General features: G+C 64.0%; 22 protein-coding genes. 14 read left to right on the top strand and 8 right to left on the bottom strand.

From position 1 onward, the window contains the following. Nucleotides 1–66: 66 nt before the first annotated feature. The 3 genes from trxB (at nucleotide 67) to BUB09_RS15770 (ending at nucleotide 2,285) form a co-directional block, all read left to right on the top strand. Nucleotides 67–1,023: a thioredoxin-disulfide reductase gene (gene trxB / locus BUB09_RS15780; protein WP_072899272.1), complete on the top strand. Its 957-nt coding sequence runs from the start codon at nucleotides 67–69 to the stop codon at nucleotides 1,021–1,023. Nucleotides 1,024–1,195: 172 nt separating this feature from the next. Continuing rightward, nucleotides 1,196–1,807: a glutathione S-transferase family protein gene (locus tag BUB09_RS15775; protein WP_084083503.1), complete on the top strand. Its 612-nt coding sequence runs from the start codon at nucleotides 1,196–1,198 to the stop codon at nucleotides 1,805–1,807. 31 nt (nucleotides 1,808–1,838) lie between these two features. Further along, a complete protein-coding gene (locus BUB09_RS15770) occupies nucleotides 1,839–2,285 on the top strand; it encodes a C40 family peptidase (protein WP_245793313.1) in 447 nt (148 codons plus the stop codon). Nucleotides 2,286–2,339: 54 nt separating this feature from the next. Here BUB09_RS15770 and htpG read toward each other — a convergent pair whose 3' ends face one another. From htpG to BUB09_RS15730, 8 genes are all read right to left on the bottom strand, one after another. Continuing rightward, nucleotides 2,340–4,205 carry a molecular chaperone HtpG gene (gene htpG / locus BUB09_RS15765; RefSeq protein WP_072899266.1) on the bottom strand — a complete coding sequence of 622 codons (1,866 nt, stop codon included), beginning with the start codon at nucleotides 4,203–4,205 and terminating at the stop codon, nucleotides 2,340–2,342. Between the two features lie 183 nt (nucleotides 4,206–4,388). After that, a complete protein-coding gene (gene rplS / locus BUB09_RS15760; protein WP_072899398.1) occupies nucleotides 4,389–4,736 on the bottom strand; it encodes a 50S ribosomal protein L19 in 348 nt (115 codons plus the stop codon). Nucleotides 4,737–4,744: 8 nt separating this feature from the next. Next, entirely contained in the window at nucleotides 4,745–5,497 is a 753-nt protein-coding gene (gene trmD / locus BUB09_RS15755; protein WP_072899264.1) for a tRNA (guanosine(37)-N1)-methyltransferase TrmD, read from the bottom strand. After that, nucleotides 5,497–6,012 carry a ribosome maturation factor RimM gene (rimM, locus tag BUB09_RS15750; protein ID WP_072899262.1) on the bottom strand — a complete coding sequence of 172 codons (516 nt, stop codon included), beginning with the start codon at nucleotides 6,010–6,012 and terminating at the stop codon, nucleotides 5,497–5,499. Before rimM ends, trmD begins: the two co-directional genes overlap by 1 nt. Nucleotides 6,013–6,023: 11 nt before the next feature. Continuing rightward, on the bottom strand, nucleotides 6,024–6,281 hold the full coding sequence (rpsP, locus tag BUB09_RS15745) for a 30S ribosomal protein S16 (RefSeq protein ID WP_072899260.1): 258 nt from the start codon (nucleotides 6,279–6,281) through the stop codon (nucleotides 6,024–6,026). Nucleotides 6,282–6,419: 138 nt separating this feature from the next. Then, entirely contained in the window at nucleotides 6,420–6,947 is a 528-nt protein-coding gene (locus BUB09_RS15740) for a TlpA family protein disulfide reductase (RefSeq protein WP_072899396.1), read from the bottom strand. Between the two features lie 16 nt (nucleotides 6,948–6,963). Beyond that, complete coding sequence (gene ffh / locus BUB09_RS15735) at nucleotides 6,964–8,328, bottom strand: signal recognition particle protein (protein WP_072899258.1); 1,365 nt, start codon at nucleotides 8,326–8,328, stop codon at nucleotides 6,964–6,966. 84 nt (nucleotides 8,329–8,412) lie between these two features. After that, nucleotides 8,413–9,180 carry an MBL fold metallo-hydrolase gene (locus BUB09_RS15730; RefSeq protein WP_072899257.1) on the bottom strand — a complete coding sequence of 256 codons (768 nt, stop codon included), beginning with the start codon at nucleotides 9,178–9,180 and terminating at the stop codon, nucleotides 8,413–8,415. Between the two features lie 114 nt (nucleotides 9,181–9,294). Here BUB09_RS15730 and BUB09_RS15725 point away from each other — a divergent pair, with 114 nt between their 5' ends. The 11 genes from BUB09_RS15725 (at nucleotide 9,295) to BUB09_RS15675 (ending at nucleotide 24,045) form a co-directional block, all read left to right on the top strand. After that, nucleotides 9,295–10,095 carry a cytochrome C assembly family protein gene (locus BUB09_RS15725; protein ID WP_072899394.1) on the top strand — a complete coding sequence of 267 codons (801 nt, stop codon included), beginning with the start codon at nucleotides 9,295–9,297 and terminating at the stop codon, nucleotides 10,093–10,095. A 69-nt stretch (nucleotides 10,096–10,164) separates the two neighbouring features. Then, on the top strand, nucleotides 10,165–11,451 hold the full coding sequence (locus BUB09_RS15720; RefSeq protein WP_072899255.1) for an HlyC/CorC family transporter: 1,287 nt from the start codon (nucleotides 10,165–10,167) through the stop codon (nucleotides 11,449–11,451). A gap of 189 nt (nucleotides 11,452–11,640) precedes the next feature. After that, nucleotides 11,641–14,235 carry a bifunctional aconitate hydratase 2/2-methylisocitrate dehydratase gene (gene acnB, locus BUB09_RS15715; RefSeq protein WP_072899253.1) on the top strand — a complete coding sequence of 865 codons (2,595 nt, stop codon included), beginning with the start codon at nucleotides 11,641–11,643 and terminating at the stop codon, nucleotides 14,233–14,235. A 228-nt stretch (nucleotides 14,236–14,463) separates the two neighbouring features. Further along, on the top strand, nucleotides 14,464–17,127 hold the full coding sequence (gene acnA / locus BUB09_RS15710; protein WP_072899251.1) for an aconitate hydratase AcnA: 2,664 nt from the start codon (nucleotides 14,464–14,466) through the stop codon (nucleotides 17,125–17,127). Between the two features lie 94 nt (nucleotides 17,128–17,221). Next, entirely contained in the window at nucleotides 17,222–18,559 is a 1,338-nt protein-coding gene (locus tag BUB09_RS15705; RefSeq protein ID WP_072899249.1) for a hypothetical protein, read from the top strand. 81 nt (nucleotides 18,560–18,640) lie between these two features. Continuing rightward, a complete protein-coding gene (locus BUB09_RS15700) occupies nucleotides 18,641–19,150 on the top strand; it encodes an SUF system Fe-S cluster assembly regulator (RefSeq protein WP_072899247.1) in 510 nt (169 codons plus the stop codon). A gap of 51 nt (nucleotides 19,151–19,201) precedes the next feature. Then, nucleotides 19,202–20,632 (top strand): Fe-S cluster assembly protein SufB, encoded by a 1,431-nt coding sequence (sufB, locus tag BUB09_RS15695; protein ID WP_072899392.1) that lies wholly within the window; start codon nucleotides 19,202–19,204, stop codon nucleotides 20,630–20,632. 37 nt (nucleotides 20,633–20,669) lie between these two features. Further along, nucleotides 20,670–20,870 carry a tautomerase family protein gene (locus BUB09_RS15690; RefSeq protein WP_072899246.1) on the top strand — a complete coding sequence of 67 codons (201 nt, stop codon included), beginning with the start codon at nucleotides 20,670–20,672 and terminating at the stop codon, nucleotides 20,868–20,870. Beyond that, nucleotides 20,871–21,614: a Fe-S cluster assembly ATPase SufC gene (gene sufC / locus BUB09_RS15685; protein ID WP_072899244.1), complete on the top strand. Its 744-nt coding sequence runs from the start codon at nucleotides 20,871–20,873 to the stop codon at nucleotides 21,612–21,614. Further along, nucleotides 21,611–22,810, top strand: a complete 1,200-nt coding sequence (sufD, locus tag BUB09_RS15680) for a Fe-S cluster assembly protein SufD (protein ID WP_072899242.1) — start codon at nucleotides 21,611–21,613, stop codon at nucleotides 22,808–22,810. Before sufC ends, sufD begins: the two co-directional genes overlap by 4 nt. Next, on the top strand, nucleotides 22,807–24,045 hold the full coding sequence (locus BUB09_RS15675) for an aminotransferase class V-fold PLP-dependent enzyme (RefSeq protein ID WP_072899240.1): 1,239 nt from the start codon (nucleotides 22,807–22,809) through the stop codon (nucleotides 24,043–24,045). Before sufD ends, BUB09_RS15675 begins: the two co-directional genes overlap by 4 nt. Nucleotides 24,046–24,152 lie beyond the last annotated feature (107 nt).

Raw genomic sequence — 24,152 nt, 5'->3', positions numbered from 1 at the left:
CTGCGCGCTGGCGATCCGCGCGGCCCGCTGCAAGGACCCGTCATCGCCCTCCAAATAGAGACCATCATGAGCCAGCATCACCGCTTGATCATCCTCGGCTCCGGCCCCGCCGGTTACACCGCTGCCGTCTACGCCGCGCGCGCCAACCTGAAACCGACGCTGATTACCGGCCTTGAGCAGGGCGGCCAGCTGATGACGACGACCGAAGTCGACAACTGGCCCGGCGACGTCGAAGGACTGATGGGGCCGGCGCTGATGGAACGCATGTATAAGCACGCCGAGCGCTTCGATACCCATTTCGTCTACGACCACATTCACGAAGTCGACCTCCAGACCCGGCCGTTCAAACTGCGTGGCGACCAGGGCGAGTACACCGCCGACGCGTTGATCATCTGCACCGGCGCCAGCGCCAAGTACTTGGGCATTCCGTCGGAACAAGCGTTCCGCGGCAAGGGCGTCAGTGCTTGCGCGACCTGCGACGGCTTCTTCTACAAGGGTCAGGACGTGGCCGTGATCGGCGGCGGCAACACGGCCGTCGAAGAGGCTTTGTATCTGTCCAACATCGCCAACAAGGTCACCGTCGTCCATCGCCGGGACAAGTTCAAGGGCGAGAAGATCCTGCACGACAAGCTGTTCAAGCGCGTCGCCGAAGGCAAGGTCGAAATCCTGTGGGACAGCGAGCTCGATGAAGTGCTCGGCGACGCCAGCGGCGTCACCGGCATGCGCGCGCGCAACGTCAAGACGGGTCAGACACGCGACGTCGACCTCAAGGGCGTGTTCATCGCCATCGGTCACCACCCGAACACCGCCATCTTCGAAGGCCAGCTGAAGATGGACGGCGGCTATATCAAGGTTCAGGGCGGCACGGGCGGCGCAGCGACGCAGACCAGCATCGAAGGCGTGTTCGCCGCAGGCGACGTGATGGACCATGTCTATCGCCAGGCGATCACCAGCGCCGGCACCGGCTGCCAGGCCGCGCTGGATGCAGAGCGCTATCTCGACAAACTCGACGCCAGCCGCTGAAGCGACGATCCAGCAGCCTCAGAACCCCGGCCTTGGCCGGGGTTCTTCGTTTGGGGGCACGGTTCAGGCGTCAGGTGCGAGCGCTTTTAATTTAGGCAAGTCTTGTCAAAAGACGGCGCGACCGGCAGCCTTCGGGTTTGCGCCGTGCAGCGCGGCTCCCGAAGATCCATCAATGAAGATGAAGCTGTACAGCAGCCCTACGTCTCCCTATGCACGCAAGGTCCGCGTTGTCGCTGCCGAACTGGGGCTTACCGACCTGATCGATGAGATCCAGGTCGACCCACACGGTTCTCCACCCGAACTGCTCAGCATCAATCCGCTGTCGAAAATCCCCGTGTTGGTAACCGAACGCGGCGAAGCGTTGCCCGATTCGGGCTTGATCGTCGAGTACCTGCTGACACGCGGCCGTGGTGTGACCGCGCTGCCGCGCGGCAGCAAGCGCTGGGCGGCACTGCGGCGCGAGAAGATCGCCGACGGCATCATCGATGCCGCCGTGGCCACGGTGATGGAAAAGCGTCGCCCTGAAAGCATCGTGTACACGGTGTTCCTGGATCGCCAGGCTGCGCTGATCGAGCGCGCGCTCGATTTGCTCAACCAGGAAACGGCCGACTTCGAACCCGAGGCGCCGAGCATCGTCGAGATCACGATCGGCGTGGCGCTGGGTTATCTCGATCTGCGCATGCCGTACATCGAATGGCGCCGTGGCCGTGAGCCGTTGGCCTCGTGGTATACCGCGTTCGCCCAGCGCGCGGCGATGGTCCGAAGCCAGCCGCCGGTGGTTTAGCGCCTTGCTTCACCGCGCCCTCCTGATCGCTTTGCTGTTGACGCTGGGCCTGCTCGGCGGTTGCGCCAATTTTGGCCATCGACCGCTGCCCAACGAGATCAGCGAGACACGTCGCGAGATCGTGCTGGAGGCACTCGGTCAGGTCGGGCGTCCGTACCGCTACGGTGGTACGACTCCGGATGGCTTCGATTGCAGTGGCTTGGCCCGCTATGTCTATGGACAGTCCGGCGTCGGACTGCCACGTTCGACGTCGGAGCAGCACGCGTTCGGCAAGACCGTACCACTGAAGCAGGCGCAACCGGGCGATCTGCTGTTCTATCGGTTTGGCCGCGGACGGGGCGTCGACCACGTTGCGATCTATCTGGGCGAAGGCAAAGCCGTGCATGCGCCGGTGAACGGCCGCAAGGTGATGGTTGCCCGCGTCGACGATCCGTCGTGGACCAAGCGTTTCGTCGACGTCGTCCGCGTGATCCCGTAGCGGCGCGTGCCGGGAAGCGGCTCTGACGAGCCGCCGCCCGGAATCTGCGATCGGTCAGCCGAGCAGGATCTTGCTGGTGCCGGTCTGGCCGAGGATCAGCTTGTTCAGCCGCTTGACGAAGCCGGCCGGGTCTTCCAGCTGCCCGCCCTCGGCCAGCACCGCCTGGCCGTACAAAATCTCCGCCAGATCGACGAAGGCCGCCTCGTCGCTACCCGCATCCTTCAGTCGCCCCACCAGCGGATGTTCGGGATTGAGTTCGAGGATCGGCTTGATGTCGGGCGCGCCCTCGCCGCTCTGCTTGAGGATTTCGATCAACTGGCGCGAAAGGCCGTGCTCCGGTGCCACCAAGCACGACGGCGACTCGGTCAGTCGCGCCGAAACGCGGGCACTGGCGACGCGCTCGTTCAGCGCCTTGGGCAGACGATCGAGCACGTCCTTGAATTCGAGTTCGTGCTTGGCCTTGTCGAAGGTTTCGATCTTGCCGGCAGCCGCCGCATCACCGCGCGCGGCCGATTCCAGCTTCTTGCCCTGATACTCGGTCAGGTGGCCGACGACCCATTCGTCGATTCGGTCCGACAACAGCAACACTTCGAAGCCGGCCTTCCGGAAGCCTTCCAGATGCGGGCTGTTGCGCAGTGCGCTGAGGCTCTCACCGGTCAGATACAGGATCTTTTCCTGCGCTTCGGGCATGCGGCCCAGATACTCGTCCAGGGATACGCTGGCCGTATCCGGCGCCGTGGTGCTGGCAAAGCGCAGCAGCTTGGCGATGCGATCACGATTGGCGTGATCTTCGACGATACCTTCCTTGAGCACCTTGCCGAACTGGCTCCAGAAGGTCTTGAAGTCATCGGGCTTGTTGGCTGCCAAGTCGTCGAGCAGGTCGAGCACGCGCTTGACCAGCGCGGCGCGAATCTTGTCGACGGTGCGGTTGCCTTGCAGGATTTCGCGCGACACGTTCAGCGGCAGGTCGGCCGTATCGACCAAGCCACGCACGAAGCGCAGGTAAGGCGGCAGCAGCTCGGCCGCGCGGTCCATGATGAAGACGCGCTTGACGTACAACTTCACACCGCGCTGCTGCTCACGATCCCACATATCGAACGGCGCGCGCTTGGGGATGTACAGCAGCGACGTGTATTCGAGGTTGCCTTCGACCTTCTGGTGCGTCCAGGCCAGCGGCGCCTCGTAGTCGTGACTCAGATGCTCGTAGAAACTGGTGTAGTCCTCGTCACTGATTTCGGACTTGGGCCGCGTCCACAGCGCGCGCGCCTGATTAATCGTCTCGGGCTCGCCCTCCTTGCGGATCAGCTTGATCGGCAAGCCGATATGGTCGGAGTACTTGCGGACGATCTCCGACAGCCGCGGCTCTTCGAGAAACTCCTTTTCATCGTCGCGCAGATGCAGCACGACTTCGGTGCCACGCGCGGCCTTGTCGCCAACGCCGATCGTGTAATCGCCCTCGCCGGTGGACTCCCAGACCACGGCCTCGGCCGCGTCATAACGCCGCGTGTTGACGGTGACCTTGTCGGCGACGATGAACGCCGAGTAAAAGCCGACGCCGAACTGGCCGATCAGCTGCGTATCCCGCGCTTGATCGCCCGACAGCGATTCCATGAACTTCTTGGTACCGGAACGCGCGATCGTGCCGAGGTTGTCGACCACATCCTCTCGCGACATGCCGATGCCGTTATCGCGAATCGTCAGCGTATTGGTGAACTTGTCGGCCACCAGCTCGACCGCCAGCTCCGCGTCGCCGATCAGCTCCGGATTCTGCGTGGCGATGAAGCGCAGCTTGTCGCAGGCATCGCTGGCATTGCTGATCAACTCGCGCAAGAAGATTTCCTTGTTCGAGTACATCGAGTGGATCATCAGGCGCAGCAGGGAGCGCGTCTCAGCCTGGAATTCGTGGCGTTCGGCGGTCATGGGGGGTCGTTTCTCCGTCAACGATAAGGGTGCAGCCTGAATGGGGCCCCGGCGAAGTCATTCAAGAGGGGGCACCAGGCTGGATGAACACCGCAAACACGCAAAAAGCCCGCACCGGCAAGCCGGGCGGGCTTCAGAACAACGGGGCCAACAGCGAGCGGCAATATCGCCGCCCGCCGTGGACTAGCCCAGCTTTTCCTTGATGCGGGCAGCGCGACCCTGCAGGTTACGCAGATAGTACAGCTTGGAGCGAACCACGTCGCCGCGGCGCTTGACGGTGATTTCGGCGACCTGCGGGCTGTAGGTCTGGAACACGCGCTCGACGCCTTCGCCATGGCTGATCTTACGGACCGTGAAGGCCGAGTTCAGGCCGCGCGAGCGCTTGGCGATCACGACGCCTTCGAACGCCTGCAGACGCTCGCGGTCGCCTTCCTTGACCTTGACCTTGACTTCGATCGTGTCGCCCGGGTTGAACGCCGGAACGACCTTGCTCATCTGCTCGGCGTCGATCGCCTGGATGATCTTGCTCATGCTCATGCTCATGTTCTGCCTTCCTGCTCGTGCAACTGCTCAGTAATGATTTCACGGAGCAGTTTGATCTGTTCCGCATCCAACTTCAGTGAATCCAGTAGGTCCGGGCGACGCAACAGCGTCCGCTCCAGCCCTTGCTTCCGGCGCCAGCGACGAATCGCCGCGTGGTCACCGCTCATCAAAATCTCGGGCACCGCTTGGTCACGCCAGACTTCCGGCCGCGAATAGTGCGGGTGGTCGAGCAAGCCGTCCGAAAACGAATCACTCGCGGCAGACTGCTCGTCTCCCAACACACCCGGCAGCAATCTCGCGATGCTGTCGACCACGAGCATGGCGGCCAGTTCCCCACCGCTGAGCACGTAGTCGCCTACCGACAACTCCACATCAACCTGCGGCATTACCCGCTCGTCGATGCCTTCGTAGCGACCGCAAACCAGAATCAACGCGGGCTCGCGACTCAGGCGCTCCGCCCAAGCCTGGTCGTAGCGCTCGCCCTGCGGCGACATCAACACCACCTTGGCAGGTCCGACGGCAACTCTCGCTGCCTCGATCGCCTGCGCCAGCGGCTCGGCCTGCAGCACCATGCCCGGCCCACCGCCGTAGGTGCGTTCATCGACGCGACGCCAGCGGTTTCCGCTGAAATCGCGCAGTTGCCGACCGCTCAACTGCAACGCACCCCGCTCTACCGCTACCCTCGGCATGCCGAAGGCTCCGACCTGTTCCACCAACTCGGGGAACAGCGTCAGCACTTCAATCTTCATCAGTAATCCGGCTGCCAGTCGGCGACGATTCGCTGCTCGTCGAGCGACACCGACTTGATGATCGGCCCCTTGACGAACGGAATCAGCCTTTCGACCTCTCCCTGCTTGATGACGAGCACGTCCTGTGCGCCGTTGCTGGTCAAGCTGTCGACCCGGCCCAAGTCGACCCCTTCCTCGTTGACAACGGCCAGACCGATCAGATCGAACCAGTAGTACTGGCCTTCTTCCGGCTCGGGCAATTCGTCGCGTGCCACGTGAATCTCGGCACCGATCAGGCTGGCCGCAACGTCTCGGTCGTCGATCAGCTTGCCATTGGCATCGCCGATCTGGGCCACCAAGCCGTCACCATGGTTACGGCCTTCGATCAGGGTCGTCTCGATTTCCCGCCCCTGATGCACCAACCACCAGCGCGGGTAATCCAGCAGGTTTTCGATCGGTCGGGTCGATGAACGCAGCTTGACCCAACCCCGAACACCGTAGACGCCGGCGATGCGGCCCAGCACCAGCCGCCGCACGGCATCAGACCTTAGGCTGCCGGCGTCGCGGCCGGAGCCGTCTTGACCAGATAGGCAACGCGCTCGGACACCTGGGCGCCGTTCTGGGTCCAGTAGTCGACGCGGGCCGTATCCAGCACCAGCTTCTGTTCGCCGCCGCGGGCGCTCGGGTTGTAGTAGCCGAGGCGTTCGATGAAACGGCCGTCGCGCGAGCTACGGCTCTCGGTCGCCACCACGTGGTAGAACGGGCGCTTCTTGGCGCCGCCGCGAGCCAAACGAATCTTTACCATCGTCAATCCAGCCTCTGTAAACCATGCCGACAACCCGGTCCGGGCCGTCAAAGGGCGCGTATTGTAGCGACTAATCCGCAAATGTGAAGCTAATGACACAAACCCGTGTCCGGACCAGCTGCGTCAGACCACCCGCGATCACGAGGGCTGCTTGAGCAAGGCCAGTACGCGCTGCTTGACGTCGGCGGTGTAGCCCGGGCCGTAGCCGGCGTAGATCATGCTGACGTGGCCGCGGCGATCGACCAGATAAGTCGCCGGCAGGCGCCACAATTTATAGGTCTGGATCGCGATGCCGATTTGGTCGGCCACCACCGGGAAATCGACCTGCACGCGCTGCAGGAATCGCCGCGCTTTTTCGACCTCGCTGTCGGTGGCCACCGAGAGGATCTCGAACTGCCCGGCATAGCCTTCGCGGAACAGTTCGGCGCGCATCGCATTGAGTTCCGGCATGGACTGCAGGCAGGGCCCGCAATAAGAAGCCCAGAAATCCACCAACACGATCTTGCCGCGCAAGCTGCTGAGCTTGGTCCCGGGCGGCCCTTGCAGCACGATGCCCGCTGCCTCGGGTGCCTTGTCGCCGATGCCGACGACGAACGGTGCCGCCGCTTCGGCGCTGCCGACGATGCAGGCCGCCAACACAAAAGCCAGCCGGGTGCGGGCTCTCATCATGGCAGCCGCGCGGCTACCGCCGCGGCATCATGCCCGGCGGCATCCGACCCGCCAGACTGCGCATCATCTTGGCCATGCCGCCGCTCATGACTTTTTTCATCATGTCGCGCGTGGTCTCAAACTGGCGCATCAGCTTGTTGACGTCCTGCACCTGAACGCCGCTGCCGGCCGCGATGCGGCGCTTGCGCGAGGCCTTGATCAGGTCGGGGAACTTTCGTTCCTGTGGCGTCATCGAGTTGATGATCGCGATGACCTTGCCCATTTCCTTGGCGGTGTTGACGTTCTTCATCTGCGCCTGAATCTGGGCGCCGCCGGGCAGCTTCTCGATCAGCGATTCCATGCTGCCCATGTTCTGAACCTGCTGCATCTGCTCGCGGAAGTCTTCCAGGTCGAAGCTCTTCTTGCTCTTGAGCTTGTTGGCGAGTTTGGCGGCTTTTTCAGCGTCGACCTTCTTAGCGGTTTCCTCGATCAGCGACAGCATGTCGCCCTGACCGATGATGCGGTTGGCGATGCGGTCGGGGTGGAAGACTTCGAGCTTGTCGGACTTCTCGCCGACGCCGAGGAACTTGATCGGTCGACCGGTGACCTGGCGCACCGACAGTGCAGCGCCGCCGCGAGAGTCGCCGTCGATCTTGGTCAGAATGACGCCGGTCAGCGGCAGCGCATCGGCGAATGCGCGTGCGGTCTTGGCCGCATCCTGGCCGGTCATCGAGTCGACGACGAACAGGGTTTCGACCGGGTTGAGCGCGGCGTGCAGCTGCGCGATCTCGGCCATCATGTCCTGGTCGACCGTCGTACGGCCGGCCGTATCGACGATCAGCACGTCGGCGTACTGCAGCCGGGCGTGCGCCAGTGCCGCGGTGGCAATGTCGACGGGCGACTGGCCGACGCTGGACGGAAACACGTCGACGCCGACGGCCGTCGCGACGATCCGCAGCTGCTCGATGGCGGCCGGTCGGTACACGTCGCAGGAAACGACGATCACGTTCTTCTTTTCGTCGTGCTTCAGACGACGCGCCAGCTTGGCGGTGGTGGTGGTCTTGCCCGACCCCTGCAAGCCGGCCATCAGGATCACGGCCGGCGGCTGAGCACGCAGATTCAAAGGCTCGGCGGTACCGCCGAGCGTCGCCGTCAGCTCGGACTGGACGACGCGTAGAAATGCCTGACCGGGGGTCAACGACTGGGTGATCTCGGCACCCAGTGCCCGCTCTTTGACCTTGTCGATGAAGTCCTTGATCACCGGCAGCGCAACGTCGGCTTCCAGCAGCGCCATGCGCAATTCGCGGGCGGCGGCAGCGATCTGCTCTTCGGTCAAGCGGCCTTGGCCGCGGATCGAATCGAGCACGCGGGTCAGGCGGGAGGTCAGATTTTCGAACACGTGGGCTGCTAACTCGGCTTCAGTAGATGGCGGCAGTGTACGCGACGGCGAGGGCCACCCTCACCGCGCGCGACGCGACGAGGGCTACAGATCGATGACGTCCCCGCGGCGCAGATGATGGTAGTCCCAGTGCGCCAGTGCTTGGCGGCATTGCGCTTCGATCACCGCTTCATAACCCGGTTTGTGATGGGTCAGCAGCAGCTGCGGACGGTGGCGGAGCCGGGCCAATTGCGCTGCGAGCCGTTCCGGCGTGAAGTGACGCGATGCGATACCCAACTCGGCCTGCTCGTTCGGAAACGCGATTTCGATCATCAGGCGGTCCAAGCGGGGCAGATCGTTCAGCGACGTCCATAGATCGTCGCAGGCATCCGTGTCGCCGCTGAACGCAAAGACCCCACCGGGGCCCGCGACGCTGTAGCCGACGGCCGGCACCGTGTGATGAACCGGGAACGCGGTCACCGTCAGACCACCGGGAGTCGACTGCGGCGAAAGCGGCGCAAGTTCCAGAAACTGCATGATCGGCCGGTCCGGGTCCGGCAACTGGCTGAAATCAGGCCAGATGATCCAGTTGAAGATGTGCTTGCGCAGCGCCACCAGCGTCTGCGCGCTGGCGTGGACCCGGATCGGATGCTCGATCAGGTCGAATAAGTTGTCGGCCATGAACGCCAGGCCACAGATGTGATCCAAATGCGAGTGCGTCAGGTACAAATCGGTGACGGCACTCATCTGGGCAAGCGACAAGTCGCCGACGCCGGTTCCGGCGTCGATCAGGATGCTGTCGTCGATTAGTAGGCTGGTGGTGCGCAGGCCAGGACCCACACCGCCGCTGCAGCCCAGCACCTTGATGCGCATTGAACTCCGGGTTCGGGCCGGGCAATTGAGAGGTGTGGATGCTAGCAGGCCCGCGCCGGGCCGCGCATCGCCAATCCGGCTCGAATGACGATCAAAAACCGGTATTCTGATCTGATGCCGTCACCCTCCGTCCTGACCGTCCTCGCCTGCGCCCTGTACGCGACGTCCGCCGTGTTGGCGTGGCGCCGGCAGCGCCTGCTGACGGTGGCCGCGGCGCTGGCCTTGACCAGCCATGCTGGCGCGCTGTCGATCGAGCTGTTTTTGGACGGTGCGCTGCATATCGGCGTCAGCGAGGCGCTGTCCCTGTTCGCATGGCAATCGGCGCTGCTGCTGTGGGTTTTCAGTTTCCGCGAGCCGGTGGCCGTCAACGGCGTGCTGATCTATCCGCTGGCGGGCATGTTGGCTGCCGCCGCCGCCGTGTTGCCCTCGCCGCGCAGCGCGGTCGAGCCGCTGAGCTGGCAGGTGAGCCTGCATATCCTGATCTCGTTGCTGGCGGCGGGCGTGCTGACGCTGGCGGCCGTCCAGGCCGCTGCGCTGGCCATACAAGAGCGTCTGCTGCGCCGCCACGCGCTGGCCTCCCGCAGTTCCCATCTACCGCCACTGCAACTGATGGAGCGTCTGCTGTTCCAGATGGTCGCGGTTGGCTTTGGCCTGCTGTCGCTGACGTTGCTGACGGGCCTGTGGTTCGTCGAGGACTGGATGGCACAGCACCTGGCCCACAAGACCGTGCTGTCGATCATTGCCTGGATCGTGTTCGGCGTGCTGCTGTGGGGCCGCTGGCGCTATGGCTGGCGCGGACGCATTGCGATCCGTTGGGCGCTCTCGGGCTACGGAATCCTGATTCTGGCTTACTTCGGCACCAAGATTATTCTTGAACAAGTCCTTCAAAAACATTGGGCTTGGCCGGGTTCTTAAAGCTCGCGCGGTTGACAGCGTCAAAGCCGATTCAGTAACAAGCCCCTACCCCGGCCGACTGCCTGACGCTTGAACGATATTCCCCTCGCCGTACTGCTGGTTGCGCTTGTCGTCTGCCTGGTGCTGTCGGGTTTCTTCTCCGGCTCCGAAACCGGGTTGATGACGCTCAACCGCTACCGCTTGCGACACCGCGCCCAGCAAGGCCAGCGCGGTGCCCGCATGGCGCAAGACTTGCTGCGCCGCCCGGACCGCTTGATCGGCCTGATTCTGCTACTGAACAACATCGTCCAAGCGCTGGTTCCGATGCTGCTGGTCGGCATCGCGCTGCGGCTGACCGGCGACACCGAAACCGCGGTGCTGACGGCCACGGTGGGCACGGCGCTGCTGATCTTCATCTTCGCCGAGTCGATGCCCAAAACACTCGGCGCGCTGCACCCTGAGCGGATCGCGTTGCCGGCCGCGTTCTTGTATTGGCCGCTGCTACGGGCGATCGGCTGGCTGGTCGACCTCGTGAACATCGTCGGCAACCGGATCCTGCGCCTGTTCGGGGTATCGCCAGAGGATGCGGCGCAGCACTCCCTGTCGGCCGAGGAACTGCGGACCGTGGTCGCCGAGGCCGGCGCGATGATCCCGCAGCGGCACCAGAAAATGCTGCTATCGATCCTCGACCTAGAACACAGTACGGTCGAGGACATCATGGTGCCGCGCAACGATATCGTCGGTGTCGACGTGTCCGAACCCTGGGACGAGGTGCGCCACCAGATCATCGAATCCCAGCACACGCGCCTGCCGGTGTACCGCGGGTCGATCGACCATCTGTTGGGCGTGGTTCATTTGCGGCGCTTGATGCGGCTGGCCGCCGAGAACCGCCTGAACCTCGACACCTTGATGGACTATGTGCGCGAGCCCTACTACATCCCGGAAGGCACACCGCTGAATCAGCAATTGCTGAACTTCCAGAACCAGCGCCGGCGCATGGGCTTCGTCGTCGATGAATACGGCGATATCCGGGGCTTGGTCACGCTCGACGACATCCTCGAAGAAGTCGTCGGCGAATTCACGACCGACCCTGGCCTTCGGGTCAAGAGCTTCCATCCCGACGCCGACGGCAGCTATCGCGTTAGCGGCTCGGTGACGCTGCGCAGCCTGAACCGCCATCTGGGCTGGAAGTTGCCACTCGACGGCCCCAAGACGGTCAACGGGCTTGTCATGGAGCGGCTCGAACAGATTCCGCAGCCCGGCCGGCAGATCGAAATCGAAGGCTATTTGTTCGAGATCACCGAAACCCGCGCCAACGCCGTCAAAGACGCGCGGATCACGCCGAGCGGCCAGGCAGGGTCCACGATCGCGGCCTGAGGCCGGCGGGTCTGGCAGGGTTTCGGCCCGTGCCACGACCAAGGTCGGGTGATGTTGGTCCGATGATTGAATTATCATAACGGGCTAGGTGCATACCCCGAGCGGACCCAAGGCTGGCTATTGGCCATGGTCGCGCGGTGTTCGTGCCCGCCGTACCTCACCGCTCCTCCCCCACCGGACCGACACCACATGCTGCAAGCCTATCGCCAACACGCTGCCGAGCGCGCTGCACTCGGAATTCCGCCGCTGCCGCTGTCCGCCCAGCAGACCGCTGAGCTGATCGAGCTGATCAAGAATCCGCCTGCTGGCGAAGAGGCCTTCCTCGTCGACCTGCTGACGTTCCGCGTGCCGCCGGGTGTCGACGATGCGGCCAAGGTCAAGGCCTCGTTCCTGACCGCCGTTGCCGACGGCGAGCTGGCCTGCGGTCTGATCTCGCGCGCCAAGGCGACCGAACTGCTCGGCACGATGGTCGGCGGTTACAACGTCAAGCCGCTGATCGACCTGCTCGGCGACGCCGAGGTCGGCTCGATCGCCGCAGCGGCGCTGAAGAAGACGCTGCTGATGTTCGACTTCTTCCACGACGTGGCCGAGTTGGCCAAGGCCGGCAACGCCAACGCCAAGGACGTGATGCAGTCCTGGTCCGAGGCCGAGTGGTTCACCAGCCGCCCGGAAGTGGCCAAGAAGATCACCGTCACCGTGTTCAAGGTGCCGGGCGAAACCAACACCGACGATCTGTCGCCGGCACCGGACGCGTGGAGCCGCCCGGACATCCCCATGCACTACCTGGCGATGCTGAAGAACACGCGCCCGGACGCGGCGTTCAAGCCGGAAGAAGACGGCAAGCGCGGCCCGATCCAGTTCATCGATGACCTGAAGAAGAAGGGCCATCTGGTTGCTTATGTTGGCGATGTGGTCGGCACCGGTTCCTCGCGCAAGTCGGCGACCAACTCGGTGATCTGGGCGACCGGCGAAGACATCCCGTTCGTGCCGAACAAGCGCTTCGGCGGCGTTACGCTCGGCGGCAAGATCGCGCCGATCTTCTTCAACACCCAGGAAGATTCCGGCTCGCTGCCGATCGAAGTCGACGTCTCGAAGTTCGAGATGGGCGACGTGATCGACATCTACCCCTACGACGGCAAAATCGAGAAGAACGGCGCCGTCGCCGCGACCTTCGAACTCAAGAGCCAGGTGCTTCTCGATGAAGTGCGCGCCGGTGGCCGCATCAATCTGATCATCGGCCGCTCGCTGACCGCCAAGGCCCGCGAATTCCTCGGCCTGCCGGCCTCCACCCTGTTCCGTCTACCGGCCACGCCGAAGGATTCGGGCAAGGGCTATACGCTGGCGCAGAAGATGGTCGGTCGCGCCTGCGGCCTGCCGGAAGGCAAGGGCATCCGCCCCGGCACCTACTGCGAACCGAAGATGACCACGATCGGCTCACAGGACACCACCGGTCCGATGACGCGCGACGAGCTCAAGGACCTCGCTTGCCTCGGCTTCTCGGCCGACTTGGTCATGCAGTCGTTCTGCCATACGGCGGCCTATCCGAAGTCGGTCGACGTCAAGACGCATCGCGAACTGCCGGCGTTCATCAGCAACCGCGGCGGCGTCTCGCTGCGCCCCGGCGATGGCGTGATCCACTCCTGGCTCAACCGCCTGCTGCTGCCCGACACGGTCGGCACCGGCGGCGACTCGCACACGCGCTTCCCGATCGGCATCTCGTTCCCGGCCGGCTCCGGCCTGGTTGCCTTCGGCGCCGCCACCGGCGTGATGCCGCTGGACATGCCGGAATCGGTGCTGGTGCGCTTCAAGGGCACGATGCAGCCGGGCGTCACGCTGCGTGACCTGGTGCACGCGATCCCGCTGTACGCGATCAAGGCCGGTCTGCTGACGGTCGCCAAGCAGGGCAAGAAGAACATCTTCTCCGGCCGCATCCTCGAAATCGAAGGCTTGCCGGACCTGAAGGTCGAGCAGGCGTTCGAGCTGTCCGACGCCTCGGCCGAACGGTCCGCCGCCGGCTGCACGATCAAGCTCAATCAGGCGCCGATCATCGAGTACATGAAGTCCAACGTCGTGTTGATGAAGAACATGATCGCCCAGGGCTATCAGGACGCGCGCACGCTGGAACGCCGCATCAACAAGATGGAAGAGTGGCTGGCCAAGCCGAGCCTGTTGGAAGGCGACGCCGATGCGGAATACGCCGCCGTGATCGAGATCGATCTGGCCGACATCAAGGAGCCGATCGTCTGTTGCCCGAACGACCCGGATGACGCCAAGTTCCTGTCCGAAGTCGCCGGCACCAAGATCGACGAAGCCTTCATTGGCTCGTGCATGACCAACATCGGCCACTTCCGTGCCGCCGGCAAGCTGCTCGAAGGCAAGAAGGACATCCCGGTCCGCCTGTGGGTCGCGCCGCCGACGAAGATGGATGCCGCCAAGCTCACGCAGGAAGGCGTGTACAACACCTTCGGCACGGCCGGTGCGCGCACCGAAATGCCGGGCTGCAGCCTGTGCATGGGCAACCAGGCGCAGATGAAGGAAGGCGCAACGGCCATCTCCACGTCGACCCGCAACTTCCCCAACCGCCTCGGCAAGAACACCAACGTGTTCCTGGGCTCGGCGGAACTCGCGGCGATCGCCTCGAAGATGGGCAAGCTGCCGACGCCGGCCGAGTATCTGGCCGAGATGGGCATCGTCACCAAGGGTTCGGATCAGATCTATCAGTATCTGAACTTCAACCAGATCGACGAGTACGTCGACGCGGCCAATTCGGTGACGGTGGCCTGAGCATCGTGATGGTCGATCTCGCCGGCGAACCTGCAACGGTGCGTCGGTGACGATCCACAAGCCCGCCCGCGCAAGCCGGCGGGCTTTTTTTGTGTCGGCGCGCCGTCAGCTGCCATCAGCGATACTGACGGCCGATCGTCTGGAAACCGCAGGACGCGCTCCCCATTCAACCAGCCACCGCGACTTGCTCTGCCGCAGGTCCTGGCCGCCACAACGGAGATCATCACCATGACGGATAGCTTCAAGGCCCGAGCCACGCTGGACGTAGGACCCAAGTCCTACCGTTATGTCAGCCTCAAGGCGCTGGAACCGCAGTTCCGCATCGACCGACTGCCGTACTCGTACAAGATCCTGCTCGAAAACCTGATGCGGCACGAAGACGGGTTGAACATCACCCGCGCCGACATCGAAGCCTTCGCTGGCGCCGACCTGCGCCGCTTGCCGGCCAAGGACATCGACTTCACGCCGGCGCGCGTGGTGCTGCAGGACTTCACTGGCGTGCCTTGCGTCGTCGACCTGGCGGCGATGCGCGACGCGATGAAGAACCTCGGCGGCGACATGGCCAAGGTCAACCCGCTATGCCCGGTTGAACTGGTGATCGACCACTCGGTGATGATCGACCACTACGGCAGCAAGGCCGCGCTGGACCTGAATGCCAAGATCGAATTCCAGCGCAACGAGGAGCGTTACACGTTCCTGCGCTGGGGCCAGGAAGCGCTGAAGAACTTCAAGGCCGTGCCGCCCGACACCGGCATCGTGCACCAGGTCAATATCGAGTACCTGGCGCGGGTCGTGTTCGAAAACAGCGAGGGCCTGCTGTACCCGGACAGCTGCTTTGGCACCGACAGCCATACGACGATGGTCAACGGCATCGGCGTGCTCGGCTGGGGCGTCGGCGGCATCGAAGCCGAGGCCGCGATGCTCGGCCAGCCTTCGTCGATGCTGATGCCGGAAGTGATCGGCGTGCGCGTCACGGGCCGGCTGGCCGAGGGCGCCACCGCGACCGATCTGGTGCTGACCGTCACTGAGATGCTGCGCAAGCGCGGCGTCGTCGAAAAGTTCGTGGAATTCTTCGGCCCGGGTCTGGCGAATCTGTCGGCCAGCGACCGCAACACGATCGGCAACATGGCGCCCGAATACGGCGCCACCTGCGGCATCTTTCCGATCGATAACGAGACGCTCAACTACCTGCGACTGACCGGCCGCAGCGAGCAACAGATCGCCGTCGTCGAGGCCTATGCCAAGGCCCAAGGCATGTGGTGGACGCCCGAGGCGCCTGAAGCCGAGTACACCGACGTGCTGCATCTGGACCTGGCGACGATCCAGCCGTCGATGGCCGGACCCAAGCGCCCGCAGGACCGCGTGCTGCTGACCGACGTCAAAGCCAACTTCCGCAAGGCCTTCGAAGCCGAGCAGAAGCAGCGCCCCAGCAAGGGCCCAGCGACCGTGACCGACAACGGTCAGACGTACGCGCTGAAGGACGGCGCCGTCGTCATCGCGGCGATCACCTCCTGCACCAATACGTCCAATCCGAGCGTACTGATCGGCGCCGGCCTGCTCGCCCGCAAGGCGCGCGCACTCGGCTTGAAGACCCAGCCCTGGGTCAAGACCTCATTGGCGCCGGGGTCCAAGGCCGTTACCGAATACTTGAGCAAGGCCGGCTTGATCGACGACCTGGAATACCTCGGGTTTCACGTCGTCGCCTACGGCTGCACCACCTGTATCGGCAACTCCGGCCCGCTGAACGAGCCGATCGGCAAGGCGATCCAGGACCACACGCTGAGCGTGTCAGCCGTGCTGTCGGGCAATCGCAACTTTGAAGGCCGCGTCCACCAAGACGTGCGGATGAACTATCTCGCCTCGCCGCCGCTGGTGGTCGCCTACGCGATCGCCGGCACCACCGACCTGGACCTGAGCGCCGAGCCGATCGGCCGCGCCGCTGACGGCCGCGACGTCTACCTCAAGGACATCTGGCCGTCGAACAAGGAAATCTCCGACGTCGTGGCGCAGGCTGTTACTGCCGATCTGTTCAAGGCCAGCTACGCCGACGTGCTCAAGGGCGACGCGCGCTGGCAGGGCATCCAGGTCGCGCGGTCCGAAACCTATCCCTGGGACAGCCGCTCGACCTACATCGCCAATCCGCCGTACTTCGACGGCATGACGATGACGCCGCCCGGCATCCAGCCCATCCGCAATGCCCGTGTGCTGGCAGTGCTCGGCGACTCGATCACCACCGACCACATCAGCCCGGCCGGCGACATCAAGAAGGACGGCCCGGCCGGCAAGTTCCTGGAACAACACGGCGTCGCCAAGGCTGACTTCAACAGCTTCGGCAGCCGCCGCGGCAACCACGAGATCATGATGCGCGGCACCTTCGCCAATACGCGGATCAAGAACGCGATGACGCCGGGCGTCGAAGGCGGCGTGTCGCGGCACATCAACGGCGGGATCGGCCCGGTCGAGCCGATTTACGACGTGGCGATGAAGTACAAGGCCAACGGTGTGCCGCTGGTGGTGCTGGCCGGCAAGGAATACGGCACCGGTTCATCGCGCGACTGGGCCGCCAAGGGCACGCTGCTGCTCGGCGTCCGCGCCGTGATTTCCGAAAGCTTCGAGCGCATCCACCGCTCCAATCTGGTCGGCATGGGCGTGCTGCCGCTGAACTTCGTCGACGGCCAGAACACGCAGAGCCTGGGGCTGGACGGTACCGAAGTGTTCGACTTCGGCGACCTGAGGCCAGGCGCCAGCGAACTGGACGTCATCGCCCGTAAGGCCGACGGCCACGTCGTGCAATTCAAGGTCCGCGTCCGCATCAACACGCCAAAGGAGTGGGACTACTACGCTCACGGCGGTGTGCTGCAATACATGCTGCGGCAGATGGCCGCCGCGTAATCAGCTTCGTTTTGATAGAGAAACGGGGCGGCGAAAGCCGCCCTGTTGGCTGGCGCGCGCTCTACACTCGCGCATCGACTTCCGGAGACTTTCGTTGAATCATCGGCTCATCGCACTGACCGCCGCGATCTGCGTTGCAACCCTGACCGCCTGCAGCATCTCAGGCCCCCGCAAGGCGATTCCGCCGCCACAATTGAGCATGGACAAGATCGCCGAAGGCTATGTCCGCCAGGTGCTCGCGCTCGGCGAATTGGACCCGAACTACGTCGACGCCTACTACGGCCCGGCACGTTGGCGCGAGCAGGAAAAGCTCGAAAAGCGCTCGCCGCTGGCGATCCGCAATCTCAACGCCCGGTTGGTCAAGGACATCGAAACCGCGCCGGTCGATCCCACCGTTCCCCCGGAACTGTGGGAGCTACGCAAGCGCTTTCTGCGCAACCAGCTCGGCGCCGTCGAGGCGCGTGCGCGGATGCTCGAAGGCTGGCAGCCCAGCTTCGATGACGAGTCACTGGCGCTGTACGACATATCGGCGCCGTTCTACGGCCGCGAAGACTTCAAGCCGATGCTCGACACGCTGGACCGCCTGCTGCCGCCCGGCGACGGCAGCGTGTCGGACCGCTACAACCGCTACCTACAGCAGTTCGCGATCCCAGCGGACCGCATCGAGCCGGTCATGCGCGCGGCGATCGAGGCGGCCCGGGCCAGCACGCTGAAGTTCTTCAAGCTGCCCGAAGGGGAACGCTTTGAGCTGTCGCTGGTTCGCGACAAGCCGTGGAGCGCTTACAACTGGTACCAGGGGCAGTACGTCAGCCGCATCGAGATCAACACCGACCAACCGCTGACGGTGGCGCGCGCCATCGAGCTGGCCTCGCACGAAGGCTATCCCGGCCATCACGTCTACAACGTGCTGCTCGAAGATCAGTTGGTGAACGGCCGAGGCTGGAAGGAATTCACCGTGTATCCGCTGAACTCGCCGCAGTCCTTCATCGCCGAGGGCACCGCTGATTTCGGCGTAACGCTGGCGTTCCCAGCCGCCGAACGGGTGGCATTGGAACGGCAGCTGTTCGAACTGGCGGGCCTGGACCCGCTCGAAGTCGACACCTACGACGCCGTAATCCAGGCCGCGACGCTGGCCGGGCCGGCCACGCTGGAAGCCGCGCGGCGCTACCGCGACGGCCAGCTCAACGCCGACGAGACGGTCGAGTGGTTACAGCAATACGCGCTGGCGACGCCCGAGCGGGCGCGGCAGCGCCTCAAGTTCTTCGATCAGTACGGCGCGTACATCATCAATTACTCGCACGGCAAAACCGTCATTAAGGACTACGTCGACCGCAATGCGGGCCCTGACGAGCCACTATGGTCACGCTGGCGCGTGTTGTTCGATCTGCTGTCGCAGCCGCGCACACCGCAAGCGCTGCTTCCCGAATCCTGACGATCGTCGCTGTGGGCTTGTAGGGGGCAGCATCAGCGCCTAAAATCCAAATCGTACCAATTTGGTCCTGTATGGATTCCGATGCTCAAGCTCGCCAAGCTCACGGACTACGCGACGGTCGTCATGACCGCGATCGCGGCTGAGCCGGCGCAGCTGCACAGTGCGCAAGAGCTGGCCGATCGCTCGCACCTGCCGGCCGCCACCGTGTCCAAGCTGCTCAAGATGCTGGCCAAGGCCCGGTTGATCGAAGCCACGCGCGGCGCACAAGGCGGCTACCGGCTGATGCGCTCACCCGAATCGATCACGGTGGCCGACGTCGTCGACGCGGTCGAAGGCCCGATCGCCGTCACCAGCTGCTCGATCCACGCCGGTGACTGCAGCATCGAAAGCAGCTGCGGCACGCGTGCCAACTGGCGCTTAATCAACGAGGCCATCCGCCAGGCGCTGGCCGCAGTGACGCTGGCGCAGATCGCAGCACCGATGCGCCGCGCCGGCACGATGCCGGCGGAGAATCCAATCACGTTCCATCCGCGTAAGGCCAAGCGCAACAGCGACGCCCCCATCCCGGCCACCCGCCCTGCGGCGGACTGACCGCCGCGCTCCCAGCACCCAACGGCAACCCTCATGGCAGCCACTCAGCAAATGCAGGATCTGGTGAAGGCCCGCAAGTACGAAGCGGGCTTCATCACCGATGTCGAGTCCGAAAGCGCCCCGCCGGGCCTGTCCGAGGAGACGATCCGTCTGATCTCGGCCAAGAAAAACGAGCCGCAATGGCTGCTCGACTTCCGCCTGAAAGCCTATCGGCGCTGGCTGAAGATGACCGAGCCGACTTGGGCACACGTGCATTATCCGAAGATCGACTACCAAGCGATCTCGTACTACTCGGCGCCCAAGTCGATGAAGGACCGGCCCAAGTCGCTGGACGAGGTCGACCCCAAGCTGCTCGAAACCTACAAGAAGCTCGGCATTCCGCTGCGTGAGCAGGAAATGCTCGCGGGCGTTGCCGTCGACGTGGTGTTCGACTCGGTGTCGGTCGGCACCACGTTCAAGGCCACGCTGGCCAAGGCCGGCGTGATCTTCTGCTCGATCTCGGAGGCGGTACACGAACATCCCGAGCTGGTGAAAAAGTATCTGGGCAGCGTCGTGCCGTTTGGCGACAACTACTATGCGGCGCTGAACTCGGCCGTGTTCACCGACGGCTCGTTTGTGTTCGTGCCCAAGGGCACGCGCTGCCCGATGGAGCTGTCCACCTACTTCCGGATCAACGAGCGCAATACCGGGCAGTTCGAGCGCACGATCATCATCTGCGAAGAAGGCGCCAGCGTTTCGTATTTGGAAGGCTGCACGGCTCCGCAGCGCGACGAAAACCAGCTGCATGCGGCCGTCGTGGAACTGGTGGCGCTCGACGATGCAACGATCAAGTATTCGACCGTGCAGAACTGGTATCCCGGCGATGAAGAAGGCCGTGGCGGCATCTACAACTTCGTGACCAAGCGCGGCGACTGCCGCGGCAAGCGCGCCAAGATCTCCTGGACTCAGGTCGAGACCGGATCGGCGATCACCTGGAAGTATCCGAGCTGCATCCTGCGCGGCGACGACTCGGTCGGCGAGTTCTATTCGGTGGCGCTGACCAACAATCGTCAGCAGGCCGATACCGGCACCAAGATGATCCATGTCGGCAAGAACACGCGCTCGACGATCATCTCCAAAGGCATTTCGGCCGGACGCGGCGACCAGAGCTATCGCGGCCTCGTGCGGATCCTGGCGTCGGCCGAGAACGCGCGAAACTACACGCAGTGCGACTCGCTGTTGATCGGTGCTGAGTGCGGCGCGCACACGTTCCCTTACACCGAGGTGCGCAACAAGAGCGCCCGACTCGAACACGAGGCGACCACCAGCAAGATCGGCGAAGACCAGCTGTATTACGCGCGCCAGCGCGGGCTGTCGGAAGAAGACGCGGTGTCGATGATCGTCAACGGCTTCTGCAAGGACGTGTTCAAGGAGCTGCCGATGGAGTTCGCCGTCGAAGCGCAGAAGCTGCTGCAAGTGTCGCTGGAAGGCGCGGTCGGATGACGCGTTCGCCGCTCCTCCGCCGGCCGAGAAGCTGACGATGCCGATCATCCGGGTCGAGATGCTCGAAGGCCGCAGCCTTGAACAAAAACGTGAACTGGCTGCGGCACTGACGCGCGAGCTGTCGCGCATCTGCCTGTGCAACAGCGACAGCGTGACCGTCGTCATCGACGACGTCGCCAAAACCAACTGGGCCAGCGGCGGTGTGCTGCAGGCCGACAAGCTACCGAGCAAGAACTAAATGCTGACGATCGACAACCTGCACGCCAAAGTCGGCGACAAGGAAATCCTCAAGGGCTTGAGCCTGACCGTGAACCCGGGCGAGGTCCACGCGATCATGGGCCCCAACGGCGCCGGCAAGTCGACGCTGGGACACATCCTGGCCGGGCGTGAAGGCTATGAATGCACCGAAGGCTCGGTCACGTTCGACGGGCAGAATCTGCTGGAACTCGAAACGGAGGCGCGCGCAGCGGCGGGCGTTTTCCTTGGATTCCAGTACCCGGTCGAGATTCCGGGCGTTTCCAACATGTACTTCCTGAAGGCCGCGCTCAATGCACAGCGCAAGCGCCGCGGCGAATCCGAAATCGAGGCCACCGACTTCCTGGCGTTCGTCCGCCAGCAGATCAAGAAGGTCGGTATCGAGCCGGCCATGCTGCAGCGTGGCGTCAACGAAGGCTTTTCCGGCGGCGAGAAGAAGCGCAACGAAATTCTGCAGATGCTGGTGCTGCAGCCCAAGCTGATGGTGCTCGATGAAACCGACTCCGGCCTCGACATCGATGCGTTGAAGATGGTGTCGGACGGCATTAATGCGATGCGCTCCCCCGAGCGTTCGGTCGTCCTGGTGACGCACTATCAGCGGCTGCTCGACTACGTCAAACCCGACTTCGTTCACGTGCTCGCTCGCGGCCGCATCGTCAAAAGCGGCGGCCCCGACTTTGCGCTCGAACTCGAAGAACGCGGCTACGGCTGGCTGGACGCGGCATGAGCGCTTCCCTGGCCTATCTTCAGGTTTGGCAGCAGCTGCCGGAGGCTCTGCGCGCGCAGCGTGACGCCGTTTGGCGGCACTTCGAACAGCACGGCTTTCCGCGCGTCAGCGAAGAAGACTGGCGCTACACCGACCTCAGCGCGCTGAACGATGCCGACTACGCGGCCGATGCCAGCGTGTCGATCACGACGCCGGCGGCCCTTGCAGGCTGGCAGCGGCTGGTGTTCTGCAATGGCGAACGGATCGAAGGCGCGGTTCAAGCGCCGCAGGCTACGCTGGCCGACGACGGCATCACCGCGCTCAATGCCGCTTTGTGCCGCGACGGCTTGAATCTTCACGTGGGACGCGGCCAGCAATCCGCTCCGCTGCACCTGCTGACGTTGGACAGTGGCCGCACGATGAGCCACCTCCGCCATCGCGTCGTGCTGGAAGCCGGCAGCGAGGCGACGCTGCTGATCGATACACGGGGCGACGACTCCGCGACGCTGACCACCAGCGTGCTTGAAGTCGAGATCGGCGCCAATGCGCATCTTCGCTTGCTGCGGATACAAGACATCGGGACGTCCGCGACGGACCTGAGTCGAACGCAGATACGCGTCGCCCGCGATGCGCGCGTCGAATACGTCGGCCTCGACTTGGGCGGCGCCCTGGTTCGGCACGATCTGAACGTTCAGCTGGCCGAACCCGGCGCGCAGGCCCAGGTTCATGGCGTGTTCGCGCCCAGCGGCCGCAGCCATGTCGATACGCATACCCGGATCCTGCATCAGGCGCCGCATACCACCAGCCGCGAAATCTATCGCGGGTTGGTCGGCGGGCGCGCGCATGCGGTGTTCAACGGGCGCATCGTGGTCGAGAAAGCAGCGCAAAAAACCGATTCCGAGCAAAACCTCGCGTCGCTGCTGCTATCGCCGGGCGCCGAGATCAATGCAAAACCAGAGCTCGAGATCTACGCCGACGACGTCAAGTGCGCGCACGGCGCGACCTGCGGGCAGCTCGACGACATGGCGATCTATTACCTGCGCTCGCGGGGTCTGGATGCCGATACCGCGCGCAATCTGCTGCTGTTCGCCTTCGCACACGATGTGCTGGCCCATGTCATCGACGATGCGGCACGCCAGGAAATGGAGCGCCGCCTCGCCTCGCGCCTGCCCGGCTCGGCGGCTTACGAGGGCTTGATGGAAGGACTGATCGCATGAACGACTTGGGACCTGCGCCGATCGCGGCGCCGACGCTGGACCTGGACACGATCCGCGCCCAGTTTCCGATCCTCGCCGAGCCGATCCACGGCAAGCGCCTGGCCTACCTGGACAACGCGGCGACCACGCAAAAGCCGCTGGCGGTGCTGCACGCGCTGGACGACTACTATCGTCACGCCAACGCCAACGTCCACCGCGCGGTTCACGAGCTGGCGGCACGCGCTACCAGCCGGTACGAAGGCGCACGAGACCGCATTGCGGCCTTCTTCAGCACGCAGCGCGAACAGATCGTGTTCACCCGCGGCACCACCGAGAGCATCAACATCGTGGCGCGGTGCTTTCTGCTGCCGAGGCTGTCACCGGGTGACGAAGTTCTGATCACCGGCATGGAGCACCACTCCAACATCGTGCCATGGCAGCTAGTGGGCGCCAAAGTCGTTGCGGCTCCGGTGCTGGATGACGGCAGCCTGGACCTCGATGCCTGGCGCGGGCTGATCAGCCCGCGTACCAAGCTGATTTCGGTGGTTCAAGTGTCGAACTCCTTGGGCACGATCAACCCGATCGCCGACATGATCGCCGCCGCCAAGGCGCACGGCATCCCGGTGCTGGTCGACGGCGCGCAGGCGATCGCGCACAGCCGTGTCGACCTGTCGACACTTGGCGCGGATTTCTACTGTGGCTCGGCGCACAAGACGTTCGGCCCGACCGGCTGCGGCTTTCTGTGGGCACGCAGCGAGCATTATGAATCGATGATTCCCTGGCTCGGCGGCGGCGACATGATCCGCACCGTGTCCTTCGAACACAGCACGTGGAATGAAGTGCCCTACAAGTTCGAAGCGGGCACGCCGGACATCAGCGGCGCGATCGGCTTTGCCGCGTCGCTGGACTGGATCGAACAAGTCGGCTTGGATGCGATCGCTGCGCACGAGCACGAGCTGCTCGAGTACGGCACCGCAGCGCTCGCCCAAATCGACGGTTTGCGGATGATCGGAACCGCGCGGCACAAGGCCGGCATCTTGTCGTTCGTGATCGACCAAGCCCATCCGCATGATGTCGGAGCCATTCTCGACCAGGATGGCGTGGCGGTACGCACCGGCCACCATTGCACGATGCCGCTGATGCATCGCTTTGGCGTGCCCGCGACGATTCGCGCCTCGCTGGCCGTCTACAACGGCCGGGACGACATCGATCAGCTGGCCACCGCGCTGCGAAAGGCGTGCCGCCTGCTGCGCTAGATTCAGGTTCGTGGGGGCTTGGACATCGTTTTGACGCAATCGATGCGAAAAACGCCCGTGCCTGTGTAATTATTCCGGGAACCATGCCGATAAGGGGATGGTGACCG

The sequence above is a fragment of the Hydrocarboniphaga daqingensis genome (genome assembly GCF_900129825.1).
In the GTDB taxonomy this organism is placed as follows: Bacteria; Pseudomonadota; Gammaproteobacteria; order Nevskiales; family Nevskiaceae; genus Hydrocarboniphaga; species Hydrocarboniphaga daqingensis.
This window is presented reverse-complemented; position numbering and strand designations above follow the sequence as displayed.

Coding starts and splice junctions, on each gene's coding strand:
- trxB (WP_072899272.1), top strand. CDS start 67: ATGAGCCAGCATCACCGCTTGATCATCCTCGGCTCCGGCCCCGCCGGT.
- BUB09_RS15775 (WP_084083503.1), top strand. CDS start 1,196: ATGAAGATGAAGCTGTACAGCAGCCCTACGTCTCCCTATGCACGCAAG.
- htpG (WP_072899266.1), bottom strand. CDS start 4,205: ATGACCGCCGAACGCCACGAATTCCAGGCTGAGACGCGCTCCCTGCTG.
- rplS (WP_072899398.1), bottom strand. CDS start 4,736: ATGAGCAAGATCATCCAGGCGATCGACGCCGAGCAGATGAGCAAGGTC.
- trmD (WP_072899264.1), bottom strand. CDS start 5,497: ATGAAGATTGAAGTGCTGACGCTGTTCCCCGAGTTGGTGGAACAGGTC.
- rpsP (WP_072899260.1), bottom strand. CDS start 6,281: ATGGTAAAGATTCGTTTGGCTCGCGGCGGCGCCAAGAAGCGCCCGTTC.
- BUB09_RS15740 (WP_072899396.1), bottom strand. CDS start 6,947: ATGAGAGCCCGCACCCGGCTGGCTTTTGTGTTGGCGGCCTGCATCGTC.
- BUB09_RS15730 (WP_072899257.1), bottom strand. CDS start 9,180: ATGCGCATCAAGGTGCTGGGCTGCAGCGGCGGTGTGGGTCCTGGCCTG.
- BUB09_RS15725 (WP_072899394.1), top strand. CDS start 9,295: ATGCCGTCACCCTCCGTCCTGACCGTCCTCGCCTGCGCCCTGTACGCG.
- acnB (WP_072899253.1), top strand. CDS start 11,641: ATGCTGCAAGCCTATCGCCAACACGCTGCCGAGCGCGCTGCACTCGGA.
- acnA (WP_072899251.1), top strand. CDS start 14,464: ATGACGGATAGCTTCAAGGCCCGAGCCACGCTGGACGTAGGACCCAAG.
- BUB09_RS15700 (WP_072899247.1), top strand. CDS start 18,641: ATGCTCAAGCTCGCCAAGCTCACGGACTACGCGACGGTCGTCATGACC.
- sufB (WP_072899392.1), top strand. CDS start 19,202: ATGCAGGATCTGGTGAAGGCCCGCAAGTACGAAGCGGGCTTCATCACC.
- BUB09_RS15690 (WP_072899246.1), top strand. CDS start 20,670: ATGCCGATCATCCGGGTCGAGATGCTCGAAGGCCGCAGCCTTGAACAA.
- sufC (WP_072899244.1), top strand. CDS start 20,871: ATGCTGACGATCGACAACCTGCACGCCAAAGTCGGCGACAAGGAAATC.
- sufD (WP_072899242.1), top strand. CDS start 21,611: ATGAGCGCTTCCCTGGCCTATCTTCAGGTTTGGCAGCAGCTGCCGGAG.
- BUB09_RS15675 (WP_072899240.1), top strand. CDS start 22,807: ATGAACGACTTGGGACCTGCGCCGATCGCGGCGCCGACGCTGGACCTG.